Source organism: Chromohalobacter beijerinckii, assembly GCF_023061185.1.
GTDB classification, from domain to species: domain Bacteria; phylum Pseudomonadota; class Gammaproteobacteria; order Pseudomonadales; family Halomonadaceae; genus Chromohalobacter; species Chromohalobacter beijerinckii.
On sequence record NZ_JAKGAK010000029.1, the window covers coordinates 1 to 21,652 of the forward strand.

At 62.0% G+C, this 21,652-nt stretch carries 18 protein-coding genes; 13 read left to right on the forward strand and 5 right to left on the reverse strand.

Translation table 11 applies throughout. The features are described from left to right. Positions 1–241 precede the first annotated feature (241 nt). The 8 genes from L1075_RS15105 to L1075_RS15140 all read left to right on the forward strand — a co-directional run bounded on the left by L1075_RS15105 (position 242) and on the right by L1075_RS15140 (position 8,849). A complete protein-coding gene (locus tag L1075_RS15105) occupies positions 242–982 on the forward strand; it encodes an SDR family oxidoreductase (protein ID WP_224114531.1) in 741 nt (246 codons plus the stop codon). A gap of 100 nt (positions 983–1,082) precedes the next feature. Beyond that, positions 1,083–1,925: a fumarylacetoacetate hydrolase family protein gene (locus L1075_RS15110; protein WP_246894550.1), complete on the forward strand. Its 843-nt coding sequence runs from the start codon at positions 1,083–1,085 to the stop codon at positions 1,923–1,925. 217 nt (positions 1,926–2,142) lie between these two features. Further along, positions 2,143–3,192, forward strand: a complete 1,050-nt coding sequence (locus L1075_RS15115; protein WP_246894549.1) for a zinc-binding alcohol dehydrogenase family protein — start codon at positions 2,143–2,145, stop codon at positions 3,190–3,192. Then, a complete protein-coding gene (locus L1075_RS15120) occupies positions 3,189–4,832 on the forward strand; it encodes a UxaA family hydrolase (protein WP_246894548.1) in 1,644 nt (547 codons plus the stop codon). The genes L1075_RS15115 and L1075_RS15120 overlap by 4 nt, the downstream gene beginning before the upstream one ends. Then, positions 4,829–5,965 carry a mannitol dehydrogenase family protein gene (locus L1075_RS15125; protein WP_246942635.1) on the forward strand — a complete coding sequence of 379 codons (1,137 nt, stop codon included), beginning with the start codon at positions 4,829–4,831 and terminating at the stop codon, positions 5,963–5,965. Before L1075_RS15120 ends, L1075_RS15125 begins: the two co-directional genes overlap by 4 nt. Positions 5,966–6,003: 38 nt before the next feature. Then, positions 6,004–6,990 (forward strand): C4-dicarboxylate TRAP transporter substrate-binding protein, encoded by a 987-nt coding sequence (locus tag L1075_RS15130; RefSeq protein ID WP_246894546.1) that lies wholly within the window; start codon positions 6,004–6,006, stop codon positions 6,988–6,990. A 94-nt stretch (positions 6,991–7,084) separates the two neighbouring features. Further along, positions 7,085–7,552, forward strand: a complete 468-nt coding sequence (locus tag L1075_RS15135; protein WP_246894545.1) for a TRAP transporter small permease — start codon at positions 7,085–7,087, stop codon at positions 7,550–7,552. Between the two features lie 163 nt (positions 7,553–7,715). Next, on the forward strand, positions 7,716–8,849 hold the full coding sequence (locus L1075_RS15140; protein ID WP_246942638.1) for a TRAP transporter large permease: 1,134 nt from the start codon (positions 7,716–7,718) through the stop codon (positions 8,847–8,849). A 48-nt stretch (positions 8,850–8,897) separates the two neighbouring features. On the opposite strand, the gene L1075_RS15145 is transcribed toward L1075_RS15140, so the two are convergent. Beyond that, the gene (locus L1075_RS15145; protein ID WP_246894543.1) at positions 8,898–10,088 is read right to left on the reverse strand and encodes an ROK family transcriptional regulator; all 1,191 of its coding nucleotides are present in this window, start codon (positions 10,086–10,088) and stop codon (positions 8,898–8,900) included. A 328-nt stretch (positions 10,089–10,416) separates the two neighbouring features. On the opposite strand from L1075_RS15145, the gene xylB reads away from it, so the two are divergent. From xylB to L1075_RS15160, 3 genes are all read left to right on the forward strand, one after another. Further along, the gene (xylB, locus tag L1075_RS15150) at positions 10,417–11,154 is read left to right on the forward strand and encodes a D-xylose 1-dehydrogenase (RefSeq protein ID WP_178999904.1); all 738 of its coding nucleotides are present in this window, start codon (positions 10,417–10,419) and stop codon (positions 11,152–11,154) included. A 46-nt stretch (positions 11,155–11,200) separates the two neighbouring features. Beyond that, on the forward strand, positions 11,201–12,607 hold the full coding sequence (locus L1075_RS15155; RefSeq protein ID WP_246942639.1) for a sugar porter family MFS transporter: 1,407 nt from the start codon (positions 11,201–11,203) through the stop codon (positions 12,605–12,607). A gap of 68 nt (positions 12,608–12,675) precedes the next feature. Continuing rightward, complete coding sequence (locus L1075_RS15160) at positions 12,676–13,566, forward strand: SMP-30/gluconolactonase/LRE family protein (RefSeq protein ID WP_246942641.1); 891 nt, start codon at positions 12,676–12,678, stop codon at positions 13,564–13,566. 115 nt (positions 13,567–13,681) lie between these two features. Here the strand turns inward: L1075_RS15160 and L1075_RS15165 are convergent, their stop codons facing one another. The 4 genes from L1075_RS15165 to L1075_RS15180 all read right to left on the reverse strand — a co-directional run bounded on the left by L1075_RS15165 (position 13,682) and on the right by L1075_RS15180 (position 20,518). Further along, positions 13,682–15,802: a methyl-accepting chemotaxis protein gene (locus L1075_RS15165; protein ID WP_246942643.1), complete on the reverse strand. Its 2,121-nt coding sequence runs from the start codon at positions 15,800–15,802 to the stop codon at positions 13,682–13,684. A 4-nt stretch (positions 15,803–15,806) separates the two neighbouring features. After that, the gene (locus L1075_RS15170; protein ID WP_246942644.1) at positions 15,807–17,060 is read right to left on the reverse strand and encodes an ABC transporter substrate-binding protein; all 1,254 of its coding nucleotides are present in this window, start codon (positions 17,058–17,060) and stop codon (positions 15,807–15,809) included. Between the two features lie 160 nt (positions 17,061–17,220). Beyond that, positions 17,221–18,465, reverse strand: coding sequence for an NAD(P)/FAD-dependent oxidoreductase (locus tag L1075_RS15175; RefSeq protein WP_178999901.1), 1,245 nt, complete (start codon positions 18,463–18,465; stop codon positions 17,221–17,223). A 43-nt stretch (positions 18,466–18,508) separates the two neighbouring features. Beyond that, positions 18,509–20,518: a sensor domain-containing diguanylate cyclase gene (locus L1075_RS15180; protein ID WP_246942647.1), complete on the reverse strand. Its 2,010-nt coding sequence runs from the start codon at positions 20,516–20,518 to the stop codon at positions 18,509–18,511. 187 nt (positions 20,519–20,705) lie between these two features. On the opposite strand from L1075_RS15180, the gene mntA reads away from it, so the two are divergent. Beyond that, complete coding sequence (mntA, locus tag L1075_RS15185) at positions 20,706–21,119, forward strand: type VII toxin-antitoxin system MntA family adenylyltransferase antitoxin (protein WP_082021347.1); 414 nt, start codon at positions 20,706–20,708, stop codon at positions 21,117–21,119. Then, positions 21,112–21,558: a type VII toxin-antitoxin system HepT family RNase toxin gene (gene hepT, locus L1075_RS15190; RefSeq protein WP_052445075.1), complete on the forward strand. Its 447-nt coding sequence runs from the start codon at positions 21,112–21,114 to the stop codon at positions 21,556–21,558. The genes mntA and hepT overlap by 8 nt, the downstream gene beginning before the upstream one ends. The last annotated feature ends 94 nt before the right edge of the window (positions 21,559–21,652 follow it).

Consider the following 21,652-nt stretch of genomic DNA (forward strand, 5'->3'; position numbering starts at 1 on the left):
TCACCATCGCGAATCAGTTGTTGCAACTGATCGGCGATCTGCCGGTACAGGCGCTGTGAGCGAATGGTTTGAATCGGCATCGCGTCGTCTCTCCGTACCGCGTTGCGACTAAAGTTGATGGCAATTGACTTGCCGCCGAGACCTAGCCCAGTAGATGATGGCCCAATCATTGGTCAGGCCTCTGGATCTTCGAATGGCTGGCCGCGTCATGTTCCCACGTTCAGTAGGGATTCGCCACACCATGAGACTTCAAAACAAGACGGCACTGGTTACCGCCGCTGGTCAAGGCATCGGCCGCGCCACGGTGGAGCGCTTTCTCGCCGAGGGCGCCAGCGTCATCGCTACCGATATCGATACCAGCCTCCTCGCCGACCTCGAAGGCGCCAACGTGTATCGGCTGGATGTCACGCAACGCGCTGACATCGACGCGCTGGCAAGTGAACTTGGCGAGATCGATATTCTGTTCAACTGTGCCGGCATGGTCCCAGGCGGCTCGATACTGGAATGCGACGACGCCACCTGGGAGCGCAGCTTCGGCCTCAATGTGACCGCCATGTTCCATATGATTCAGGCCTTCCTCCCCGGCATGCTCAATCGAGGCGGCGGCAGTATCGTCAACATGGCTTCTCTGGCGTCCAGCATCAAAGGCATCCCCAACCGCTTCGCCTACGGCACCACCAAAGCCGCCGTCATCGGCCTGACCAAGTCGGTCGCCGCCGACTACATGACCCAAGGCATCCGCTGCAATGCCATCTGTCCCGGCACAGTCGAATCGCCCTCGCTGCATCAACGCATCGAGGACCAGGCCCGGCAGCAGGGACGCGACAAGGCCGCGGTGTTCCAGGAGTTCATCGACCGCCAGCCCATGGGGCGACTCGGCAGACCGGAAGAAATCGCCGCGCTGGCGACGTTTTTGGCCTCCGACGAAGCAGCATTCATCACCGGCACCGCTCAATTGATCGACGGCGGCTGGGCCAACTGATCGCTACGCTATCGTTTACAGCGCCCCGACACCGGCGCAGCGCTGGTGCTCGCTGACCATCAGACTCAACTCACTACCGTGATACATAAAAGGAAATCGCATGAAACTGCTACGTTTCGGCCCCTCGGGCCAGGAAAAGCCCGGCCTGCTGGATGCCAACGGCAAAATCCGCGATCTTTCGTCGCTCATCAAGGATGTTGCCGGCGAGTCGCTCGACGACACCGCCCTGGCCAGCATCGCGCAAGTCGACCCCGAGAGCCTGCCGGAAATCCCCGAGGGCACGCGCCTGGGGCCCTGCGTGGGGCAGGTCGGCAAATTCATATGCATCGGTCTCAACTACTCCGATCACGCCGCCGAAACCGGCGCCGAGGTGCCGCCAGAGCCGGTAGTCTTCAACAAGTGGACCAGCGCCATCTGCGGCCCCAACGATGACGTGGAGATTCCCCGCGACTCGCAAAAGACCGACTGGGAGGTCGAGCTGGGCGTCGTCATCGGCAAGGGCGGACGCTACATCGACGAAGCCGATGCCATGAATCATGTCGCCGGCTACTGTGTGATCAACGACGTCTCCGAGCGGGAATTCCAGCTCGAGCGCAGCGGCAGCTGGGACAAAGGCAAGGGCTGCGACACCTTCGGTCCGCTCGGCCCATGGCTGGTCACCCGAGACGAGATCGCCGATCCCCAGTCCCTCGACATGTGGCTGGAAGTCGACGGCAAGCGCTACCAGGACGGCAACAGCCGCACCATGGTCTATCAGATCCCCTACCTGGTCGCCTACCTGAGCCGCTTCATGAGCCTGCAGCCCGGTGATGTCATCTCCACTGGCACGCCTCCCGGCGTGGGTGCGGGCCAGAAACCCCAGGTCTTCCTCAAGTCCGGTCAGACCATGCGCCTGGGGATCGAAGGCCTCGGTGAGCAGTACCAGCGCACCAAGCAAGCTTGATTAAGCCAGAGGCCGCCATACGGCGGCCTCGACCTTCATGTCGTGGCGCTAGACCAAAGGCGACCACGACCTATGTCTAACTCCCGTTACCGCTAAAACGCTTGAAGTCAGGTCCATCACTTGGGCATCTTGTTAGCCAATTGGCCTGACCTCTAGATCAAAAGACCGCTAGGTAACTGGCCTGACCATCTTGCCTGGCGATGCCGAAGGAAGTCTTATGCACACGATCGTCTGCACACAACCCCAAGACATGGAACTGCGCGACGTGCCCGAACCGCAGTGTGCGCCCGGCGAGGCCATGCTCAAAATTCGTCGCGTGGGTATTTGTGGTACCGATATTCATGCCTACGGCGGCAATCAGCCCTATTTCACCTATCCCCGCGTGTTGGGCCACGAGCTGTCCGGCGATATCGTCGGCGTCGGGGAAGGCGTCGATGAAGCGCTCGTCGGCCACAGCGCCTACGTGATCCCCTATCTGCATTGCGGTGAATGCCGCGCTTGCCGGCAGGGGCAAACCAACTGCTGCCAGCACATGCAGGTCATTGGCGTACATCGCGATGGCGGCATGGCGGAGTATCTCAGCGTGCCCATGAATCACCTGGTCACCTCGAGCACTCTCGACGCCGAACAGCTGGCGCTGGTCGAGTGCCTTTCCATCGGCGCGCACGCCGTGCGCCGCAGCAGCATCGAAGCCGACGAGCTGGCCGTAGTGGTCGGCGCCGGGCCAATCGGCATCGGCATCGTGCAAATCGCCCAGAGCCGTGGCGCGCGGGTGCTGGTGGTGGACACCAACCGCGACCGCCTGGCCTTCTGCCGCGACACGTTAGGCGTGGATGGTGTGCTGCATGCGCTGGACGACGACGTGGAAGCTGCCATCGAGCGCCACAATGACGGCGCCCTGGCCGATGTCGTATTCGACGCCACGGGCAATCCCGCCGCCATGAATCGCGGCTTCGATTTTGCCGGCCATGGCGGTCGCTACGTGCTGGTGAGCGTGGTCAAGGCCGACATCACCTTCAACGATCCTGACTTCCACAAGCGCGAGCTCAGCCTACTGGGCAGCCGCAATGCCACGCGTGAAGACTTCGAGACGGTGGCCCGCCTGATGGAAGAAGGCCGCCTGCAGTCGACGGCGATGATCACGCATCGCGGCCGTTATACCGACCTTCCCTCTTTGATGCCGCAGTGGTGCGACCCGGCGACCGGCGTCATCAAGGCGATGGTGACGTTCGATGATGCCACCGCTGATGGAGGTCGCTCGGCATGACCCAGACCATCGTCTCCGACCAGCTGCAGCAGCCCAGTCTGCGTGTCCATGCCCACGACAACGTGCGTGTTGCACTGCGCGACTTGCCCGAAGGCATGGAGATCGACGACAACGGCGGCCACCGCCTGTGTTTGTCCGAAGCCGTACAGCACAAGCACAAGTTCACATTGCACGCCATGCAACCCGATGAACTCATCGTGATGTATGGCGTGACCGTGGGACGTGTCGTTGAGCCCATCGCCGCGGGCGCCGCCATCACCACTGCCAACGTCGAGCATTCCACCGCCAATGCCAAGCCTCAAGGCCACCGTGAGCATTGGGATGCCCCGGACGTCAGCGCCTTCACCGGGCAGACCTTCGACGGCTACCACCGCTCCGACGGGCGGGTGGGCACCGCCAACCATTGGTTGGTCATCCCCTTGGTGTTCTGCGAGAACCGCAATATCGAGGTACTGCGCCAGTGCGTCGAGGACGCCATCGGCGACGATCCCTACCGGGATTACAAGCACATGGCCCGCCGCATGCTCCACGGCGACGCGCAGGCGGCCCCAGCCCCGACGCCCGACGCGGCTTTGTTCCCGAACGTCGACGGCGTGCGCTTTCTGACCCATACGCTTGGCTGCGGCGGCACCGACGACGATGCCCAGTCGCTTTGCCAGCTACTGGCCGGTTACATCTGTCACCCCAACGTGGCCGGCGCCACGGTGCTCAGCCTGGGATGCCAGAAGGCCCAGATCGAGATGCTCAAGGAGGCAGTGGCCAAGCGCGACCCCGAGGGCCTGCGGCCCGTTCACTACTTCGAGCAGCAGGCCACCAATACAGAACCCGAGCTGATCCGTCAGGCGCTGGGCAGCATCTTCGACGGCCTCAAGGTCGCCAATGCCGTCGAACGGCGTCCCGCCCCGCTTTCCGAGCTCACCATCGGCGTGGAATGCGGCGGCTCTGACGGTTTCTCCGGCCTCTCGGCCAATCCGCTGGTCGGCGCCGTCATCGATCGCCTGGCGACCTTGGGCGGTAGCGGTATCCTGAGCGAGTTCCCCGAGCTATGCGGTGTCGAGCATGAATTGCTGGCGCGCTGCCGCGATGACGCCACGGCGGAGCGTTTTCAGGAGCTCATGGAGGCCTACCAGCGTCACGCCGCCTCGGTGGGCGCGCACTTCTCGATGAACCCCTCGCCCGGCAACATTCGCGACGGTCTGATCACCGATGCCATGAAGTCCGCCGGCGCGGCCAAGAAAGGCGGCGACAGTCCCATCGTCGACGTGCTGGATTACACCGAGCCCCAAGTACGCAAGGGCCTCAACCTGCTCTGCTCGCCGGGCAACGATGTCGAATCCACGACCGCCCTGGTCGGCTCCGGTGCCAACCTGGTGATGTTCACCACCGGCCTCGGCACGCCCACCGGCAATCCCATCACGCCGGTCTTGAAGCTCGCCAGCAACAGCGAGCTGGCGCAGCGCATGCACGATGTCATCGACTTCGATGCCGGGCCCATCATTCGTGGCGAGGCGGACATCGCCGAACTCGCCGACGAACTCCTGCGCCTGTGCATCGACACCGCCTCGGGGCGGTACCGCACCAAGGCCATGCGCCTCTCGCAGCTCGATTTCATTCCCTGGAAACGCGGAGTCTCCCTGTGACAGCGCCAACGCTCGCCGAGGCCGGCATCGTGCAGTTCGGCACCAGCCGCTTCCTGCTGGGCCACGTGGCCGCGTTCGTGCACGCCTCACGAGAGGCCGGCCACACGCGCGACGGCATCCTCGTGGCCCAGACCTCGCCGCGCGAGGCCGGCAAGCAAAAAGCCCGCGACCTGGACACGCACCGGCAGTATCCGCTGGCGATCCGCGGTCGTCGCGACGGCCGCGACATCGACACCCACGAGACTATCAATAGCATCGCCGGCTGCTGGATCGCCGACGAGCAGTGGGCCGAACTACAGCAGCACTTCGTCGAGCATGCCCGTTTCGTGGTGTCCAACACCGGCGACAGCGGCTACCACGTCGATGACGACAGCGCCCTGGCAGAGGTGCCGAAAAGCTTTCCGAGCAAGCTCACCAAGCTGCTGCACGCGCGCTACCGCGCGGGACGCGAGGGCCTCACCGTGCTGCCCTGCGAGCTGGTCAGCCGCAACGGCGAGCAGCTCCTGGCGCTGGTACGGGAACTGGCGCAGCGCGACTACGCCGATGCCGACTTCGACACCTGGCTGACGACCCGCTGTCTATGGGCCAACACCCTCGTCGACCGCATCGTCTCGGCGGCACTGGAACCGGTGGGTGCCGTCGCCGAGCCGTACGCGCTCTGGGCCATCGAGGACCAACCCGGCCTCGAACTGCCCTGCCGTCATCCCGATGTGCAGCGCGTGACGTCCCTGGCCCCCTACGAGATGCGCAAGCTGCACATCCTCAACCTGGCGCACACCTATCTCGTCCATCGCTGGCAGCGCGAGCCGAACTCGCACATCCGCTTCGTGCGCGAGGCCATGGACGACCCGGCATGGGCGGCGGAGCTGCGCCAGGTACTCGACAACGAAGTGCTACCCACCCTGGCGGAACACCTTGAGCGGCCCTCTCTCGAGACCTATCGCGAGGCCACGCTCGAGCGTTTCGCCAACCCTTATCTCGACCACGCCCTGCAGGACATCGCCCAGCACCACGCCACGAAGTGCCAGCGACGCCTGCAACCCGTGGTCGAATCGGCGCGCCGACGAGGCATCGCCACGCCGCGACTCGATGACGCCATATCGAGCGCTCAATCCACGACGCATTCCCGGTAACCCGACCGCACGACCGACAACAAACAAGGAGCACGACAATGCGTTTCAAGAAACTCACGCTCATCGCCACCAGCCTCTCCATCGCCGTCCTCGGCAGCTTGAACCTCGCCCAGGCCGCCACCGAGATCCGCGTCGCCTACGGCAACCAGCCGGGCGAGCCGGTCGATGTCGCCGTCAAGGAATGGGCGGAAAACGTCGAGCAAGCCAGCGATGGCGAACTCACGCTCAGCGCGTTCCCCGCCAGCCAGCTTGGCTCCGAGACCGACGTCATGGAACAGGCGCGCTTCGGCTCGCCGATCATCACCATCACCGCCTACAGCAACTTCATGAGTTCAGTGCCCGACCTGTCGGTGCTCGACGCGCCCTACCTGGCCGACAGCTTCGACGACAAGCTCAAGGTCTTCGACTCCGAGTGGTTCGCCGAACAGAGCCAGAAGGTCGAGGATGCCGGCTATCACATCGTCATTCCCAATACCGTGTACGGCACGCGCCACCTGCTCTCGCGCGAGCCCGCCACCACGCCCGAGGAACTCGACGGCGTGAAGATCCGCGTGCAGAACTCGCCGATGTACGTCGAGGCCATGCGCTCGATGGGCGCCACGCCCACGCCCATGTCGCTGGGCGATGTCTATCCGGCACTGGCCCAAGGCATGGTCGACGGGGTCGAGAATCCCACGCCGGTACTGTTCGGCGGCAAGTTCCACGAAGTGGTCAAGCACCTCAACCTGACCGGCCACATGAACACCGTGGCGCCGTTCGTCACCGGCCAGGCGTTCTGGGACAAACTCAGCGAGGAAAACCGTCAGATCCTGACCGAGACCGGGCAGGACATGGCCGCCCATCTGCGTGAACTGGTCGAGAAGGAAAGCGACGTCGCCCTGCAGAAGCTCAAGGATGCCGGCGTCGAGGTCCACGAAGTGGATACGCAGCCGTTCCGTGAACGCGCTGCGGAGCAGATCCCCGCTGCCTTCCCGCAGTGGAGCGACGGCCTATACGAACAGGTTCGCCAGATCATCAACGGATAAGCGTTGAACGACCGCCGGCGCCGCACAAACCAGTGGCGCCGGCACGCGTATCACGGACGGCAACACCGTAATTGCCGTGACCGAGGAGCCTCACATGAAACGCGTATTCCATTGGATCGACCGCATCATGCGTCTCGATGAAGTGTTAGCCAGCGCAGCACTCTTCGCGATCTTTCTCGTCGCCATCAGCAACATCTTCATGCGTTATATATTCAACACGCCGCTGGCCTGGACCGAGGAAGTCCTGCAGCTACTCATGGTATGGGCCACCTTCCTCGGCGCTAGCGCCTTGGTGCGACGCAACGAGCACGTGCTGATCGGCATGCTGTCGGAAAACCTGCCGGCGTCGCTCGCCCGCTGGAACGACCGCATCTTCAATGTCGGCATGGTGCTGATCGCCGCTATCGTACTCGGCTACTGGGGACTGCAACTGCTGCCCTACTCCAACTTCCGCAGCACGCCCATGCTGCAGATTCCGTACATGTGGATTCACGTCGCCATCCCGGTCAGTGCCGTCGTCATGGCCTACCACTGCCTCGTCCGCCTGGCTCGCGATACCTAAAGGATACTTCCCATGGCCGTAGGCATAGCACTCGCTGCACTGTTGCTTCTTTTCGTGCTGGGCACGCCCATCGCCTTCGCACTGTTTCTTTCGACGTTTCTGTATTTCCTGTTCGGCGCTGATCAGCCCACCATGCTGCTCATCCAGCGCCTGGCCGGGGGGGTTGGAATCCATCTCGCTGCTGGCGATTCCGTTTTTCATCATGGCGGGGGTGTTCATGAACCACTCCGGCATCACCGACCGCCTGCTCAAGCTGGCCGAACTCATGACCCGGCGCCTGCACGGCGGGCTGGCCCAGGCCAACGTGCTGCTGAGCACCTTCATGGGTGGGCTTTCCGGTTCCAACATCGCCGACGCCGCCATGAACGCCAAGCTGCTCGTGCCCAGCATGACGGCCAGCGGCTATCCCAAACCATTTTCCACCGCCGTCACCGCTGCCTCCTCGCTGGTGACCTCGACCATTCCGCCGGGGATCGCGCTGATCGTCTACGGCTACGTCAACAACGTGTCGATCGGGCGGTTGTTTCTAGCCGGCGTGGTGCCCGGGATCCTGATGGCGGTATGCATGATGCTGTTGGTATCGCGCCAGTGCCGTCGGCTGGGCTACCAGCCGCCGCGCAAGGAACGAGTCTCGCGGCGTGAATGGGTCAGTGTGACGCGCGCCGGCATCATCGCCTTGCTGCTGCCGGTCGTGGTCATCGGCGGTATTCGTGTGGGCGTTTTTACACCGACCGAAGCCGGCGCCATGGCCGTGCTGTACGCCTTGATCGTGGGGATGTTCGTCTACAAAGAAATGAACGTGGGCAGCGTCGCGGTGGCCACGCGGGAATCGCTGTTCGCCTCGGTCAACGTGCTGTTCATCATCGCCGTGGCCTCGGGATTCGCGCGCTTTCTGACCTGGGAGCACATCCCTCAGGACATCGCCATGCTGCTCTCGTCCCAGGTTGGAAGCGCGGTGGCGTTTTTGCTCCTCGCCAATGTCATCCTGCTGATGTTAAGCATGTTCCTGGAAGGCAACGCGATTCTCATCGTGCTCTCGCCCCTGCTGGCGCCCGTAGCGGCCCAGTTCGGTATCGACCCGGTGCATTTCGGGATCATCTTCATCCTCAATGCCTCCATAGGCACGATAACCCCGCCCCTTGGCACAGTGATGTTCACCACCTGTAGTATCACCGGCGTGAAGGTGCCCGACTTCATCCGCGCCATCATGCCTTATTGGCTACTCCTGGTCGGCATACTGTTGATCGTGACCTTCGTGCCCGCCGTATCGATGACACTGCCCAATTGGATTTTCTGAACACCGGCGCTTCTCTTATCACCAGTCTTAACACCGGCAGAACCGGCCTTACGCCTCCAGCGCCGCCTTGGCCATGACCTGGGCGGCGGCTCCCCGGGCAGCGGTGAAGGTGCTGTCGTGAATGACCTTGATGGGGACGCGCTGCGTCCCTCGCAGCAAGTCATTTTGATGGGTTTCGAAGTAGTCCAGCGCCGGCTCGATCAGACGCTCACCCAAATGCATTAGCGAGCCGCCGAGCACTAACATGGCTGGGTTGAGCGTGTGATGCAGGTTGAGTATCAGAATGCCCAACGCTTCACCGGCCCGCCGCAGGACAGCATTGACGTCGGCATCGTCGCCCCGCGCTGCTATCGCCGCTTCCAGGTTCTCGGTATCGGCGATGCCCAACGAGGCGCGAATCGCCCACCCACTGACCAGGGTTTCGGCACAGCCACGATTGCCACAGTGGCAATAAAGGCCCCCCGGCTGCACGATGGTGTGGCCTATTTCCCCTACCAGCCCCTGCCCACCACGTGGCACCAGCGGGAAATTGTCCCCCGTGACCATCCCGCTACCGATACCGCTCCCAGCGCTGATGTAGACGATGGATTCCGGAGGAATGCCATCGTGGAAGTAGAACTCGCCGAAGGCCGCAGCGTTGGCTTCGTTATCCAGTAGCCAGGCACCATCGAATTCCGGCAGGTACGGGCGAAGCACCTCGAGGAAGGCGACATCGACCCATCCTAGATTGGGCGCGAGCCGCAGAATGGGCTGCTCCGGGGCAACCGGCCCCGGCACCGTCACACCCAAGCCCAAGCAATGCCGGTCAGCGATAACGGGATCGTCGCGCATGGCACGCAACATCGCGGCCAGACGCTTTGCCGTTTCTTCGGGCGTCGTGGGCGCCTCGGTGACATAGCGCTGCAGAAGCACCTCGCCGCCCAGCGTGCACGCCACGACACGTAACCCCCTCACGCCGATATCCGCCCCCAGAAGCACATGATGGGCATCGTCCAGATACAGGGCCCGGCCCGGACGCCCGCCGCCCCGTGGCTGCAGCTCACCTTCCCGCAGCCAGCCGCGCTCCAGAAGCGCTTGCACCACGCCCCCCACGGTGGCCTTGGTCAGCTGCGTGCGCGCCGCGATGTCGGCTCGCGTCGCGCCGGGATAGCGGCGCACGGTCCCCAGAATCGAACTGCGATTGAGCTTCTTGAGAAAATTGAGATCACCGGCGGCTTGAGGGGCAAAGGTACTAACCATGGCAATAAAAGGTGCCTCGCTGAAATGCGGATCGAGTTCCGCAATATAACAAATTATTGCCCTTCGCCGCCGTGGCGCAACGAAATTGACAATGCATGGCCAGCGTTTTCATAAAGTACCAGCCTCTATCGCTGTCGATGCGCTGTCGCCCTTGTCGAGGAATTCCCGCTTCGTGTGATGCCCCTAGTCCTCTCTCAGTAAAGCGTATGACTATCGTCGCATGGAAATCATCGCCTCTCTGAACGATCATCCACTTAGTTAAATCTATTAACTAAAGCATGAAAGATCGCCTAAAGACAGCTCGCTCCCAATGCGATAGAGGTCCTGCATGAGTTCCGCAATTTACCCCAGCCTCAAGGACAAGACGGTCGTCATCACCGGTGGCGGCTCCGGCATCGGCGCCGGTTTGGTCGAGGCCTTCGTAAACCAGGGCGCGAACGTCCATTTCCTGGATGTCGCTGAGGCGCTCGCCAACGAACTGGTCGATAAATGCAGTGGTGCGCCGCATTTCCACTACTGCGACCTGACCCAGCCCGACCAGCTCCGCGCCACGCTAAGCGACATCGGTCACGTCGACGTGCTGATCAACAACGCCGCCAACGACGACCGTCACAAGCTCGAGGACATCACACCCGAGTACTGGGAAGACCGCATGAACGTCAACCTGCGCCACCTGGTGCTCGCCGCTCGTGAAGTGGCCCCCGCCATGCGTCGTCAAGGCCAGGGGGCGATCATCAACCTGGGGTCGATCAGTTGGCATCTAGGGCAGCCCGACATGCTGCTCTACGAAACCGCCAAGGCCGGTATCGAAGGCCTGACTCGAGCCCTGGCGAGCGATCTAGGCAGCGACGGCATCCGCGTCAACTGCATCATCCCCGGCAACGTCAAGACACCGCGTCAATCACGTTGGTATAGCCCCGAGGACGAGGCGCAGATCGTCGAAGAGCAAAAGCTCAAGGTACGTATTCATCCGCATCACGTGGCCGCGATGGCGCTGTTCCTGGCCTCGGATGACGCCGCTGCCTGTACCGCTCACAACTACTGGGTCGATGCCGGCTGGATGTAATCCCTAGCCGCTGGCGCCCACGCCATTAACAACAACGGAGCACACCATGCCAACATACAGCGATTCGCAACGTTCACTGATTGTCTTTTTAACATGCTGTGTCGCCGCCATCGGCGGCTTCCTGTTCGGCTTCGACAGTGGGGTCATCAATGGCACCGTCGACGGCCTGCAATCTTCGTTCAATTCCGACAGCGTCGGCACCGGTTTCAATGTCGCGTCCATGCTGCTGGGTTGTGCGGTGGGTGCGTTCTTTGCCGGGGGGCTGGCTGATAAATACGGGCGTCGCACTCTCCTGCTCGTTGCCGCCATCTTCTTCATTGTCAGCGCCTGGGGCTCGGGTGTCGCCGGTGGCTCACTGGAATTCGTCATCTATCGCATCCTGGGTGGCTTGGCCGTGGGTGCCGCGAGTGTCATGGCACCGGCCTACATCAGCGAAATCGCTCCCGCACACCTGCGTGGACGCCTCGCTACCATCCAGCAAGTCGCCATCATCTCGGGGCTTTTCTTCTCGTTTTTGAATAACTACTTGCTGGCCAACGTCGCCGGGGGCTCTACCTCCGAATTGTGGTTCGGCTTTACCGCTTGGCGCTGGATGTTCTGGATGGAACTGATCCCCGCGACGATCTTCCTGGTGGCGCTGTTATTCATTCCGGAAAGCCCGCGCTATCTGGTCAGCGCGCGTCGCGACGATCGTGCCGAACACGTGCTGCACATGATCTATAACGAAAGCGACGCCAAAGAGCGCCTGGCTCAAATCCGCGACTCTCTATCCGAGCAGCGCAAGCCACGCTTTAGCGACTTGATCAATCCCAAGACCGGCAAAGTAATCAGCTTGGTCTGGGTCGGGATCGGCCTCGCCGTGTTCCAGCAATTGGTGGGGATCAACGTCGTCTTCTACTACGGTGCCGTCCTCTGGCAAGCCGTGGGCTTCTCCGAAGGCGATGCCTTGCTGATCAACGTCATCAGTGGCGCGGTGAGTATCGCAGCCTGCTTCGGCGCCATCGCCTTGATCGACCGTATTGGACGTAAGCCGCTGCTGTGGGGCGGTTCCGTCGGTATGGCCATCACGCTCGCCATTCTCGTCTATGCTTTCTCCACCGCCGAAATGGTCGATGGTAGCCTGAAGCTCTCCGATAGCAACGGCGTGCTCGCGCTGATCGCTGCCAACGCCTATGTGTTCTTCTTCAACAGCTCCTGGGGCCCGGTGATGTGGGTCATGCTCGGCGAGATGTTCCCCAACCAGGTACGTGGCTCAGGGCTCGCCGTCGCCGGTCTGTTCCAGTGGGTCAGTAACTTCGCCATCACTATGACCTTCCCGATCATGCTCGCCTCCATCGGCCTGACCGGCGCTTACAGCTTCTACGCCATTTGCGCAGTCATCTCGATCTTCTTCGTCATCAAATTCGTCCGCGAAACGAAGGGACGTGAACTCGAAGACATGGCTTACGCATAATTGCCATTATTCCGGTGTCGGAGGAAACTCCGACACCGGTTTTTTGTTTTTGGCCCCAGGAGGTCACGATGCCTACACTCATAGCTCCGCAGGCAACACCGCGCGTCGTCCATCCGGCCCACAACATCCTTGGTGAAGGACCGCTATGGGACGACACGGAACAAGCGCTTTACTGGGTGGATATCAAAGGCCACCAGCTACAGTGTCTAGCCGGCGGTAACGTGCGCCAGTGGTCGTTCGACGAGGAAATCACGAGCGTGCATCGCCACGCCGAAGGTGGGTTCATCGTCACGCTACGACACGCCATCGCGCGTCTTCAACTGCCCGAAGGTACGCTCGAAAAGTGGCTCACCCCCGAGCCTGAGCTTCCCGGCAACCGCTTCAACGATGCCGTCGTCGATACCAGCGGCACGCTATGGTGCGGCACCATGGACGACGCCGAGGGCCACACTAGCGGCTCGCTCTATCGCGTGCGTCTCGACGGCGACTGCCAACGCCAAGATAGCGGATACATCGTCACCAACGGCCCGGTGCTCTCACCTCAGGGGGATTGGCTCTACCACACAGACACGCTGGAACGCCTCATCTATCGATTCGCCGTGGATGAACATGGCAACCTTTCGGACCGTGAACCTTTCATCCGCATCCCCCAGGATCAAGGCTGCCCCGACGGCATGACCACCGACCGCGACGGCAACCTCTGGGTCTGCCAATTCGGCGGCTGGCGTATCAGCGTCTTCGATGGCCAAGGCCAACTGCGCGAAGAAATTCCCATGCCCGTCGCCAATATCACCAGTTGCACCTTCGGCGGCCCCGATCTCTCCACTCTCTACATCACCACCGCCCGCAAGGGTCTCGACGATGCAGCGCTCGCGGCGCAACCCGATGCCGGTGCGCTATTCGCCATCGACACTCAAGCACAAGGCTTGCTTGCTGGAACCTTCGGCGCTCTTCGCTAAGCCTCACCGCTAAGCCAATGCATCAGCGTTCTTCGGTATCACCAAAAACGCCTTCACCGCGCTAGGCAGTGAAGGCGTTTTTCATGCCAGCCCGGACGGGGCTGGCAAGCTACGATCACGTTGCGGGTAACGCCTTGGGCGAGGCGCTGTCGTCCGTGGCGTCGTCTTCCGAGTAGGCCGAATCGCTCACCTTGAAGCGTCCCACCAGCACATGCATGTCGTTGGCCCGTTCGTCCAGCGACAGGCTGGCCGAGGAGGCTTCCTGCACCAGCGAGGCATTCTGCTGGGTCACCTGGTCGAGCTGAGCAATCGCCTGATTGATCTGGTCGATCCCCGTCGACTGCTCTTGCGTGGCCTCGGCGATTTCGGAGACGAACTGCGATACCTTGTCGACGCTATCGACGATCTCGCGCAGATGCCCCCCAGTCTCTTCGACCAGGTTAGCGCCCTCACCCACCTTGGCCACGCTGTCTTTGACCAAGTGGCGAATCTGCTCGGCCTCATCGGCACTACGGCTGGCAAGACGACGCACTTCCTCGGCGACGACGGCGAAACCACGGCCGTGCTCGCCGGCGCGGGCCGCTTCCACCGAGGCGTTCAAGGCCAGCAGATTGGTCTGGAAGGCAATGGCGTCGATCGCCTCGACGATCGTGGAAATCTTGGCACTGGACTCGCGAATCTCCTGCATCGCGCTATGCGTCCGATCACCCACGTCGCCCGCCTCACGGGCGCGCTGACCGACCCCATGGCTCATGTCGCGCGCCTGGTGGGCATAGTCGGCAGTTTGCTTCACGGTCGCGGTGATTTCCTCGAGGCTCGCCGCTGTTTCGGCCAGCGACGAAGACTGCTCGTCGGTGCGTTGCGCCAGATCCTGATTGCCGGAGGCGATCTGACGACTGCTGGACGCCACCGACTCGGCCCCGTCGCGAATCTGCGCAATCAGCCGCTCGAAGGTCACCATCATCTGATTGAAGGCCTGCGCGGTATGGCCGATTTCATCGCCATGGCGCACCTTCAAACGCATCGTCAGGTCACCGGTTTGTCCCGCCGCTCCGCTGATGCTTTCCATCTGGCGACGCATTTCACCGATAGGCTTGAGTACGCGGGTCATCACGCGCCAGCCCACCGCCGCCAGAATCACGATCACCATCAGCAATACGACAAGCTGCAATACGCGGCCGGCCTGCGCTGTCGCGGCGGCTTGTTCGGCGGCCTCATCGGCGCGTTCGGTCGCATAGGCTTCGACGCGCTCCAGGCTCTCGGCCATGCCATCCATCGCCTGGGCAACACCAGTCAAGGCCTGTTGAGAGCGCTCGCGCAAGCCAAGCTGACGGTCGCGCAATGCATAAACGGCGTTATCGCCCGTCAGCATCAATTCGTTCAGTTCGGTCACGACATCTTCCAACTGACCGGCACTTTGCCGCTGGGCCGGCGTCGCCCCAACCGCGCCCTCGATACTCGCCAACGCCTGATGAATTCGCGAAATCTGCTGGGCGATCTGGTTATAGCGCAGATCGACCAACGCATCGTGGCTATCGACCTGCATCAGTTGACGCCCTTGATCGGCCAACTGCGCCACCAGCATCTGTACGTCACCGCTGAGTCCGGCGATGTTGGCACGCCGCTCCGTCAGCGTATCGAGCATTGAGATCGGCACCATCGACAGCCCATCGTCCTGCATCGACTGGATGCGCCGGATCAGGGCGCGTTGCTGGCGCACATCCTCGAGAGTCGCACGCCCCGCCATCGATTCGGCGTCGGTCAATACTTCGCCAATCTTGTCTTGCATCTCAGCGATACGCGCGCGCATGGAGGCGGTCAGCGCCACATCTTCGCGCCGCACTTCTTCCAGCGCGGTATCGGCCTGGTGCAAGTCGGCGTAGTCGCTATCCAGTGTCTCGAACAACGCCTGATTATCGTCGCCGATCAAGGTGGCAAGCCGTTCACGCCCCGCCGTGAAGGCTGCATCGGCCTCGGCCTGATCGACCACCCCTTCGAAGTCAGCCTCGCTTTCGGCGGCCAACAGGCCCGACTGGCGCTGGCGATAACGCGTCAGCGCATCGCTCATGGCACGACTGGCCGACTGCTGAGGCAATATCTCGTCGGTGAATAGATGCTGCGCCTCGATCAACCGCTGGTTGGACAAAAATCCGGCCGCCGCCGGAATCACCGCGCCGAGCACCGCGGCCACGAACAACCCGATCAACATCGCCCGTAAGCTCAAACTCTTTTTCATGGGGTTACTCCTTGGCCGCGACATCATCGAGCAGGGTGAACCAATCGACGGGTTCGAATTGGCCGTCGTGAATACGCGTTGTCCACACGGAATTGCTCGCTTGATGATCCTTGGGGCCCAACGTCAGTGACTTGCCAAGACCGAGATCGATGTCGCCCAAACCTTCCAGGCCATCGACGAGCGCCTCGCGGTCGGCATCGGCCCCGGCCGCTTCGAGCCCTTTGATGAACAACGACGCCGCCAGATACCCTTCCAGAGAGACGAAATTCTCGTCAGCGCTCGCATCCTCGGCTTGCAGTGCCTCGCGGTACGCCTTCACGCCCGGCAAATCAGATTCGTAAGGCGGCACCACTTGGGTGACGATCACGCCCTCGGCGGCATCGCCCAGCTCATCGAGTAGCGCCTGACTACCCACGAAGGAGACATTGAGAAACAACGCATTGGGCAGATCCTTGCGAGCCTCGCGGATGAAATCCGCCGCCGGGCCGTAGGTGCCTACGATGATCACCGCACGCGGCGTGACGGGCGCCTGCAAGACATTGGCGAGCCCGCGATGAACGTTACGCGTGCCGCGCGTATAGCGCCCATGCGCCAAGCGTTCGGGATGAGAATAGCCATGGTTGGCCAACGAGCGCAGCGCGCCCTGATAACCGGCATCGCCGTAACCATCGGCCTGAGTAAAAAAGGCGATCTCCTCGGGGGCAATGCCGGCCAACAGCAAACCTTCGATCATCGTCGCGGTTTCCTGGGCGTAACTCGCACGATAGTTAAAGACATAGCGATCCGGCGGGGACTGACGCAAGACGCCGCTGCCGGTGAACGCCCCGATCAGCGGCATCTCGTGGTCGAGCAGGATGGGCAGGTTGACGATGGCAGTCGGCGTGCCGACATTGCCCAACATCGTCAATATATCGTCGTCTTCCAGAAGCTCGCGTGTCGCCTTGGCCGAGCGCAACGGCTCATAACCGTCATCGCGTGTCACCAACGTCAGCGTCTCGCCATTCACACCGCCCGACTCGTTGGCCTCGGCGAAACGCGCCTCGATGCCCTGGCGCATCCCCTTGCCAAGCGATGACGCCGACCCGCTGAAGGGCGCGACCATCCCGACCTTGACCTCCGCCATGGCCGGCGTCGCCAGCAACGCGAGCGACACGACGCTCATCAGCGACGCCACATTCACCAACGACGCCACTCTCACCAACGACGCCACACGCACTGGCGACCCTAGGCCCGCCAGCCACCTGCCATGAACCTTCATGTATCCCTGCCTCTTTATAGTGATGCACGCGAACGCGGGGCTTATCGGCTCGCCCGCGACGATTATGCAGACACTATCGGCAGTGATTCAGAAAAGTTGAATCGAGCAGCCCGGCTCAGCGTTGGGCTTCCCAGGAGGACGTTGGGCGTTACAGCAAAAGTTACAGGAAACGTTCCGCGCGGAAAGGCCCCATCTCGATAGCCGGCACCTCACCTTCCATCATCGAGGCAAGGAGTTGCCCGGTCGCCGGCCCCAGCGTGAAGCCTTGATGGGCATGACCGAGAGCGAACCATAACCCCTTGTGGCGTGGCGCCGGCCCAATGATGGGCTTCATGTCCGGCGTACACGGACGCGCGCCTTTCCAGGGACGTGACTCGAGTCGCTGCCCCAGCGGGAACAAGCCACGCGCCGCCGTTTCCGCAGCTTCGAGTTGCGCGTACCCAGGAGGCGCATCGCGTGGCGCCAGCTCCGCACCCGTGGTCAGGCGAATGCCCGCTCGCATCGGCGACAGCAAATAGCCGGTCTCGGCATCCAGCAACCAATGGTGCAATGTCGTTTCATCACGAGTGCCGTAATGCATGTGATAGCCACGCTTCACGAACAGCGGCAGGCGATACCCTAGCGTGGCCAGCCACTCATTCGCCCAGGGCCCTAGCGCCAGCACGATATCGCGTGCCTCGAAGGCGCCGGCGTCCGTGGTCACGCGCCAGCCTTCACCGTTGCGTGTAATCGCTTGGATCTCGCCTTGCAGGCATTCTCCGCCTTCGGCCTCGAATGCCCGCGCGTAGGCTGCCACCAAGGCGCCGGGATCGGCTACGCTCCAGGGATCGCGCCAATGCACGGCCCCGATGGCCTGGGCGTCCAGATCGGGCTCACGCTCACGCAATTCACCTGCATCCAAGGTGTCATGCGCCAGGCCGAAACGCTCGCTCAATGCCCGCGCCTCGCTGAATCGCGCTTCTTGTGCCTCCGACGTACGAAAGACCTCCATCCACCCATCGCGACGGACCAACGCATCGGCTCCCGCCGCCTCGATCATTTCCGCATGTGTCGTGATCGAAAGCTCGATCAGCGAGGCATATTCGGGGACGATCCGCGCATAGGCCTCGGGCGCGCTGTGCTGCCAGTACTGCCACAAGGCACGCCCCGCCTGCATCACGCCACGCGGCGTGTAGCGAATATCCACGCCCTGATTGCCCAGCACACGCCACAGCGTGTGCATGTCACGCGGAAAAGCATGCGGCGCCACCGCTTCACGCTGGATAATGCCGGCATTACCGTAGGAGGTTTCACGACCCGGAGCGCGGCGATCCACCAACCCCACCCGGCGACCACGCCGCGCAAGATGATACGCCACGCCGACGCCTACCATGCCCGCGCCCAACACCAGAGTATCGTGCTTCATCGTCTCGTCGTTCCTCTTTCGTGTTGCGTATAAAAGCGCGGCGTCACTCGCAACGCGCGTCGCTCATCATGCGGTTCTTACCCTTGGCCTTGGCGTCATAACTCGCGGTATCGGCACGCGTCACCATCGCCTGGGCATCGCTATCATCGGCGCCCAGGCATGAAATGCCCAGGCTCGCGGTGACACGGTAGCGCTTGTCCTCGCGCAGCACCGACAACTCGCTTACTGCGAGGCGAACCTGCTCGGCGATGCGTATGGCCTGCGGATTGCCACACCCAGGCAGCAGGATGGCGAATTCATCCCCGCCCAGGCGCGCTAAGTGGTCGTCGCGGCGCACGCAACCTTCCAGACAACGAGCGATCACACGCAGCATTTCATCGCCCAAGGCATGACCGCCTTCATCGTTGATCGGCTTGAAACTATCCAGGTCGAAGAGAATCAACGACGCCATTTCGCCATGTTCGCGGAAACGCCGGTAGGTCCCATCGAGGCGTCGTTCGAAGCCACGTCGGTTGAGTAGCCCGGTGAGCGGGTCGTGCTCCGCTTCCCAGAGCTGTCGCTTCTGCTGCGCGCGCAGATGGGTAATGTCCTTGATGAAGCCCACCACGCCTTGCGGCTTGTCTCCATTCTTGACCTGGCTGGTATAAAGCTCCAGCCACATCATCCCCCCACCGCCACACTCAAAGCGCAACTGGCGATGCAGTTCGTGACCGCCATCCACCGCGTCGCGCCACAGCGCAAACAGCACCGAGCGATCCTCGGGATGCAGACGACGCAACCAGGCGCGATGCCGGAACGACGCCGCCGAAAGCCCCGTCAAGGCTTCCAAGGCGGGATTGACGTAACTAATCCGACCCTCGATATCGGCCAGGAACATCGGCAACGGCGACGAACTCAATACCGCATCCAGATAGGCTTGCCGGCTGCGTCGCTCCGCGCGCTCGCGACTGCGCTCGTACTCCACGCTATTGAAGGTATGGGCGATACGCCGCAGTTCCTCCAGCGAGGTATCCAAGGAAATACGGGCAATATCCCCGCGCCCCACTTGTGCGATCTGACGCGCCAGGCGCCGCAACGGTGAGAGCCCTAAATGCAGCAACCACCATAACAAAGGCAGCATCGACAGCACGACGGCCACGGCCACCCACCATTGGCGGCGCACGTAATCGATAATCGGTTGATGCGTCTGGCGTTGCGGCAGGAAGACACCCACCACCCAGCCCGGTTCCCAGACTTGGTGGTAACTCATCAACGCCGGTTCGCCGTTGATGAGACGACCGGTACCGGTGCCCTGCCAACCATCCAATGCCTGCGACAGCACCGGACTCTCCAGCGTGGAAGGGACATGCTGCATGACAAGGGAACTATCGGGATGGCTGAGCACCGTACCATCGCTGGTCATCAACACCGCATACCCCTCCTCGCCGATGCGCAAGCTGCGCAAATCAAGGAAGAAGCGTCCATCGCGCAGATTGACCACACCGCCCAGCATGCCGGCAAAACGGCCCTGCGCATCCGTCAGCGGAACCCCCATCACCACCAGCGGGCGCCTATCGTGGAGTTTACTGATGATCGGACGCCCCACGAAGGGACGCCCTACTTCCCGAACGAAGCGAAAATACTCGCGGTCGGCCACGTTCAAGCCCACAGCGCCCGGCAACGACGGCGTGAAGCCCCTGACATTCCCCTCGGCATCGACGACGAATGCCGAATCGAACAGCTCCAGCAGCGCCGTGTGGTCGCTCAAACGTGCCTGCACATCGTTATCGCTGTCCTCGGCCAGCGGCACATCGCCCTGCAATGCCCCCGCTTGCGAGGTGACAATGGTTTCAAGCGTATCGAGGCGCAACGAAATGGATTGCTGAATGTTGCGCGCGATCAGCGAAGCCTCGTAGTTCAGATGCGCCCGATTGATCTCCTCGGCGAGACCGCTACCGCCACGCAGCGATACCCACAGGATGGCGATGACCAACACACTCCAGCCCACTCCGGTGCCCAGGATCAAACGTCCCAGCAGCGTTTTGGGTAGCAATGTCTTGAAGAATCGTCCCATGCGATTTGGCCATATTCGCATTATGCCTCGCCGGCCCCGCGTCATTAGTTAGTGGTGGGCGACAAGCGTATCCCAGCGGCTCCAGCGAGCAAACCCCGCGCGCCTCACAAGCCCTTTGCGCGACGCTGTTTTCCTCGCATACTGAAGGCACACAGCCCCAAGGGCCTGGATGAAAGGATGCAACATCATGCCGAACGCTGCGCTACTGGACGATACCGTGCTCAATGCCCTGCGTGATCAGGCCGAAGAACGCGCCGACCTCGCCTCGCTGTGGCTTTACGGTTCGCGCGCACGCGGTGCCCATCACGCGCAAAGTGACTACGACATCGCGGTTGCGTTCACCGATTGGCAGCATGATCCACTCGAAAGGCGCCTGCGTCCCGAGCTAATGGCGCTCGACTGGCAGGCTGCTCTGGGGCTCCCCGAAAACGCACTGAGTATCGTCGATATCGCCATCGCCCCCATTCCCCTCGCCTGGACCATCATCAGCGACGGGATATTGTTATGGGATCGCAACCCATCCCTGCGTATGCAACAAGAATCTCGCATCATGTCGCGCTGGGAGATCGATTACCTTCATTCACGGAAGCACTATGACTAACGGCACAGGTGACAAAGGCCCCGGTTACGCCTATCTCAGAGCACTCAGCGAGCATATCGATAATTGCCGTAACGATCTCGAGACATTACGCGAGATCTTGGTCACTCGGGACTGGACGCGACTCGAGCAGACTGCTGCGGAAAGAACCCTGCAAGTACTCATTGAAAGCTGTATCGGTGCCGCCAAACACTGGGCTCGGCTCGAAACCGGCAGCATGAGCGGTGACGCCATGACCGCTTTTCAGCGTCTCATGGATAAGGGCGTCATCGGCAGGGAAGTCCCTTGGCGCAAGATCGTGGGCCTACGTAACGTGCTCGTTCATGATTACCTTACCGTCGATACCGATATTGTCCGCAGTGTCATCGAGGCCCATCACTACCAAGCATTGCTCACCTTTGCCCAACAAGCCCATGAAGCGCTTTACGCGGCGACGACATAAAAAACGCCGGTGCACGAGGCACCGGCGTCAAGGAAAACACGGTCGAATGGTGAAGTAGAACTGAACACTACGAGTGCTGTGGTTATTCTATAAC

Coding starts and splice junctions, on each gene's coding strand:
- L1075_RS15105 (WP_224114531.1), top strand. CDS start 242: ATGAGACTTCAAAACAAGACGGCACTGGTTACCGCCGCTGGTCAAGGC.
- L1075_RS15110 (WP_246894550.1), top strand. CDS start 1,083: ATGAAACTGCTACGTTTCGGCCCCTCGGGCCAGGAAAAGCCCGGCCTG.
- L1075_RS15115 (WP_246894549.1), top strand. CDS start 2,143: ATGCACACGATCGTCTGCACACAACCCCAAGACATGGAACTGCGCGAC.
- L1075_RS15120 (WP_246894548.1), top strand. CDS start 3,189: ATGACCCAGACCATCGTCTCCGACCAGCTGCAGCAGCCCAGTCTGCGT.
- L1075_RS15130 (WP_246894546.1), top strand. CDS start 6,004: ATGCGTTTCAAGAAACTCACGCTCATCGCCACCAGCCTCTCCATCGCC.
- L1075_RS15135 (WP_246894545.1), top strand. CDS start 7,085: ATGAAACGCGTATTCCATTGGATCGACCGCATCATGCGTCTCGATGAA.
- L1075_RS15145 (WP_246894543.1), bottom strand. CDS start 10,088: ATGGTTAGTACCTTTGCCCCTCAAGCCGCCGGTGATCTCAATTTTCTC.
- xylB (WP_178999904.1), top strand. CDS start 10,417: ATGAGTTCCGCAATTTACCCCAGCCTCAAGGACAAGACGGTCGTCATC.
- L1075_RS15155 (WP_246942639.1), top strand. CDS start 11,201: ATGCCAACATACAGCGATTCGCAACGTTCACTGATTGTCTTTTTAACA.
- L1075_RS15160 (WP_246942641.1), top strand. CDS start 12,676: ATGCCTACACTCATAGCTCCGCAGGCAACACCGCGCGTCGTCCATCCG.
- L1075_RS15165 (WP_246942643.1), bottom strand. CDS start 15,802: ATGAAAAAGAGTTTGAGCTTACGGGCGATGTTGATCGGGTTGTTCGTG.
- L1075_RS15170 (WP_246942644.1), bottom strand. CDS start 17,060: ATGAAGGTTCATGGCAGGTGGCTGGCGGGCCTAGGGTCGCCAGTGCGT.
- L1075_RS15175 (WP_178999901.1), bottom strand. CDS start 18,465: ATGAAGCACGATACTCTGGTGTTGGGCGCGGGCATGGTAGGCGTCGGC.
- L1075_RS15180 (WP_246942647.1), bottom strand. CDS start 20,518: ATGGGACGATTCTTCAAGACATTGCTACCCAAAACGCTGCTGGGACGT.
- mntA (WP_082021347.1), top strand. CDS start 20,706: ATGCCGAACGCTGCGCTACTGGACGATACCGTGCTCAATGCCCTGCGT.
- hepT (WP_052445075.1), top strand. CDS start 21,112: ATGACTAACGGCACAGGTGACAAAGGCCCCGGTTACGCCTATCTCAGA.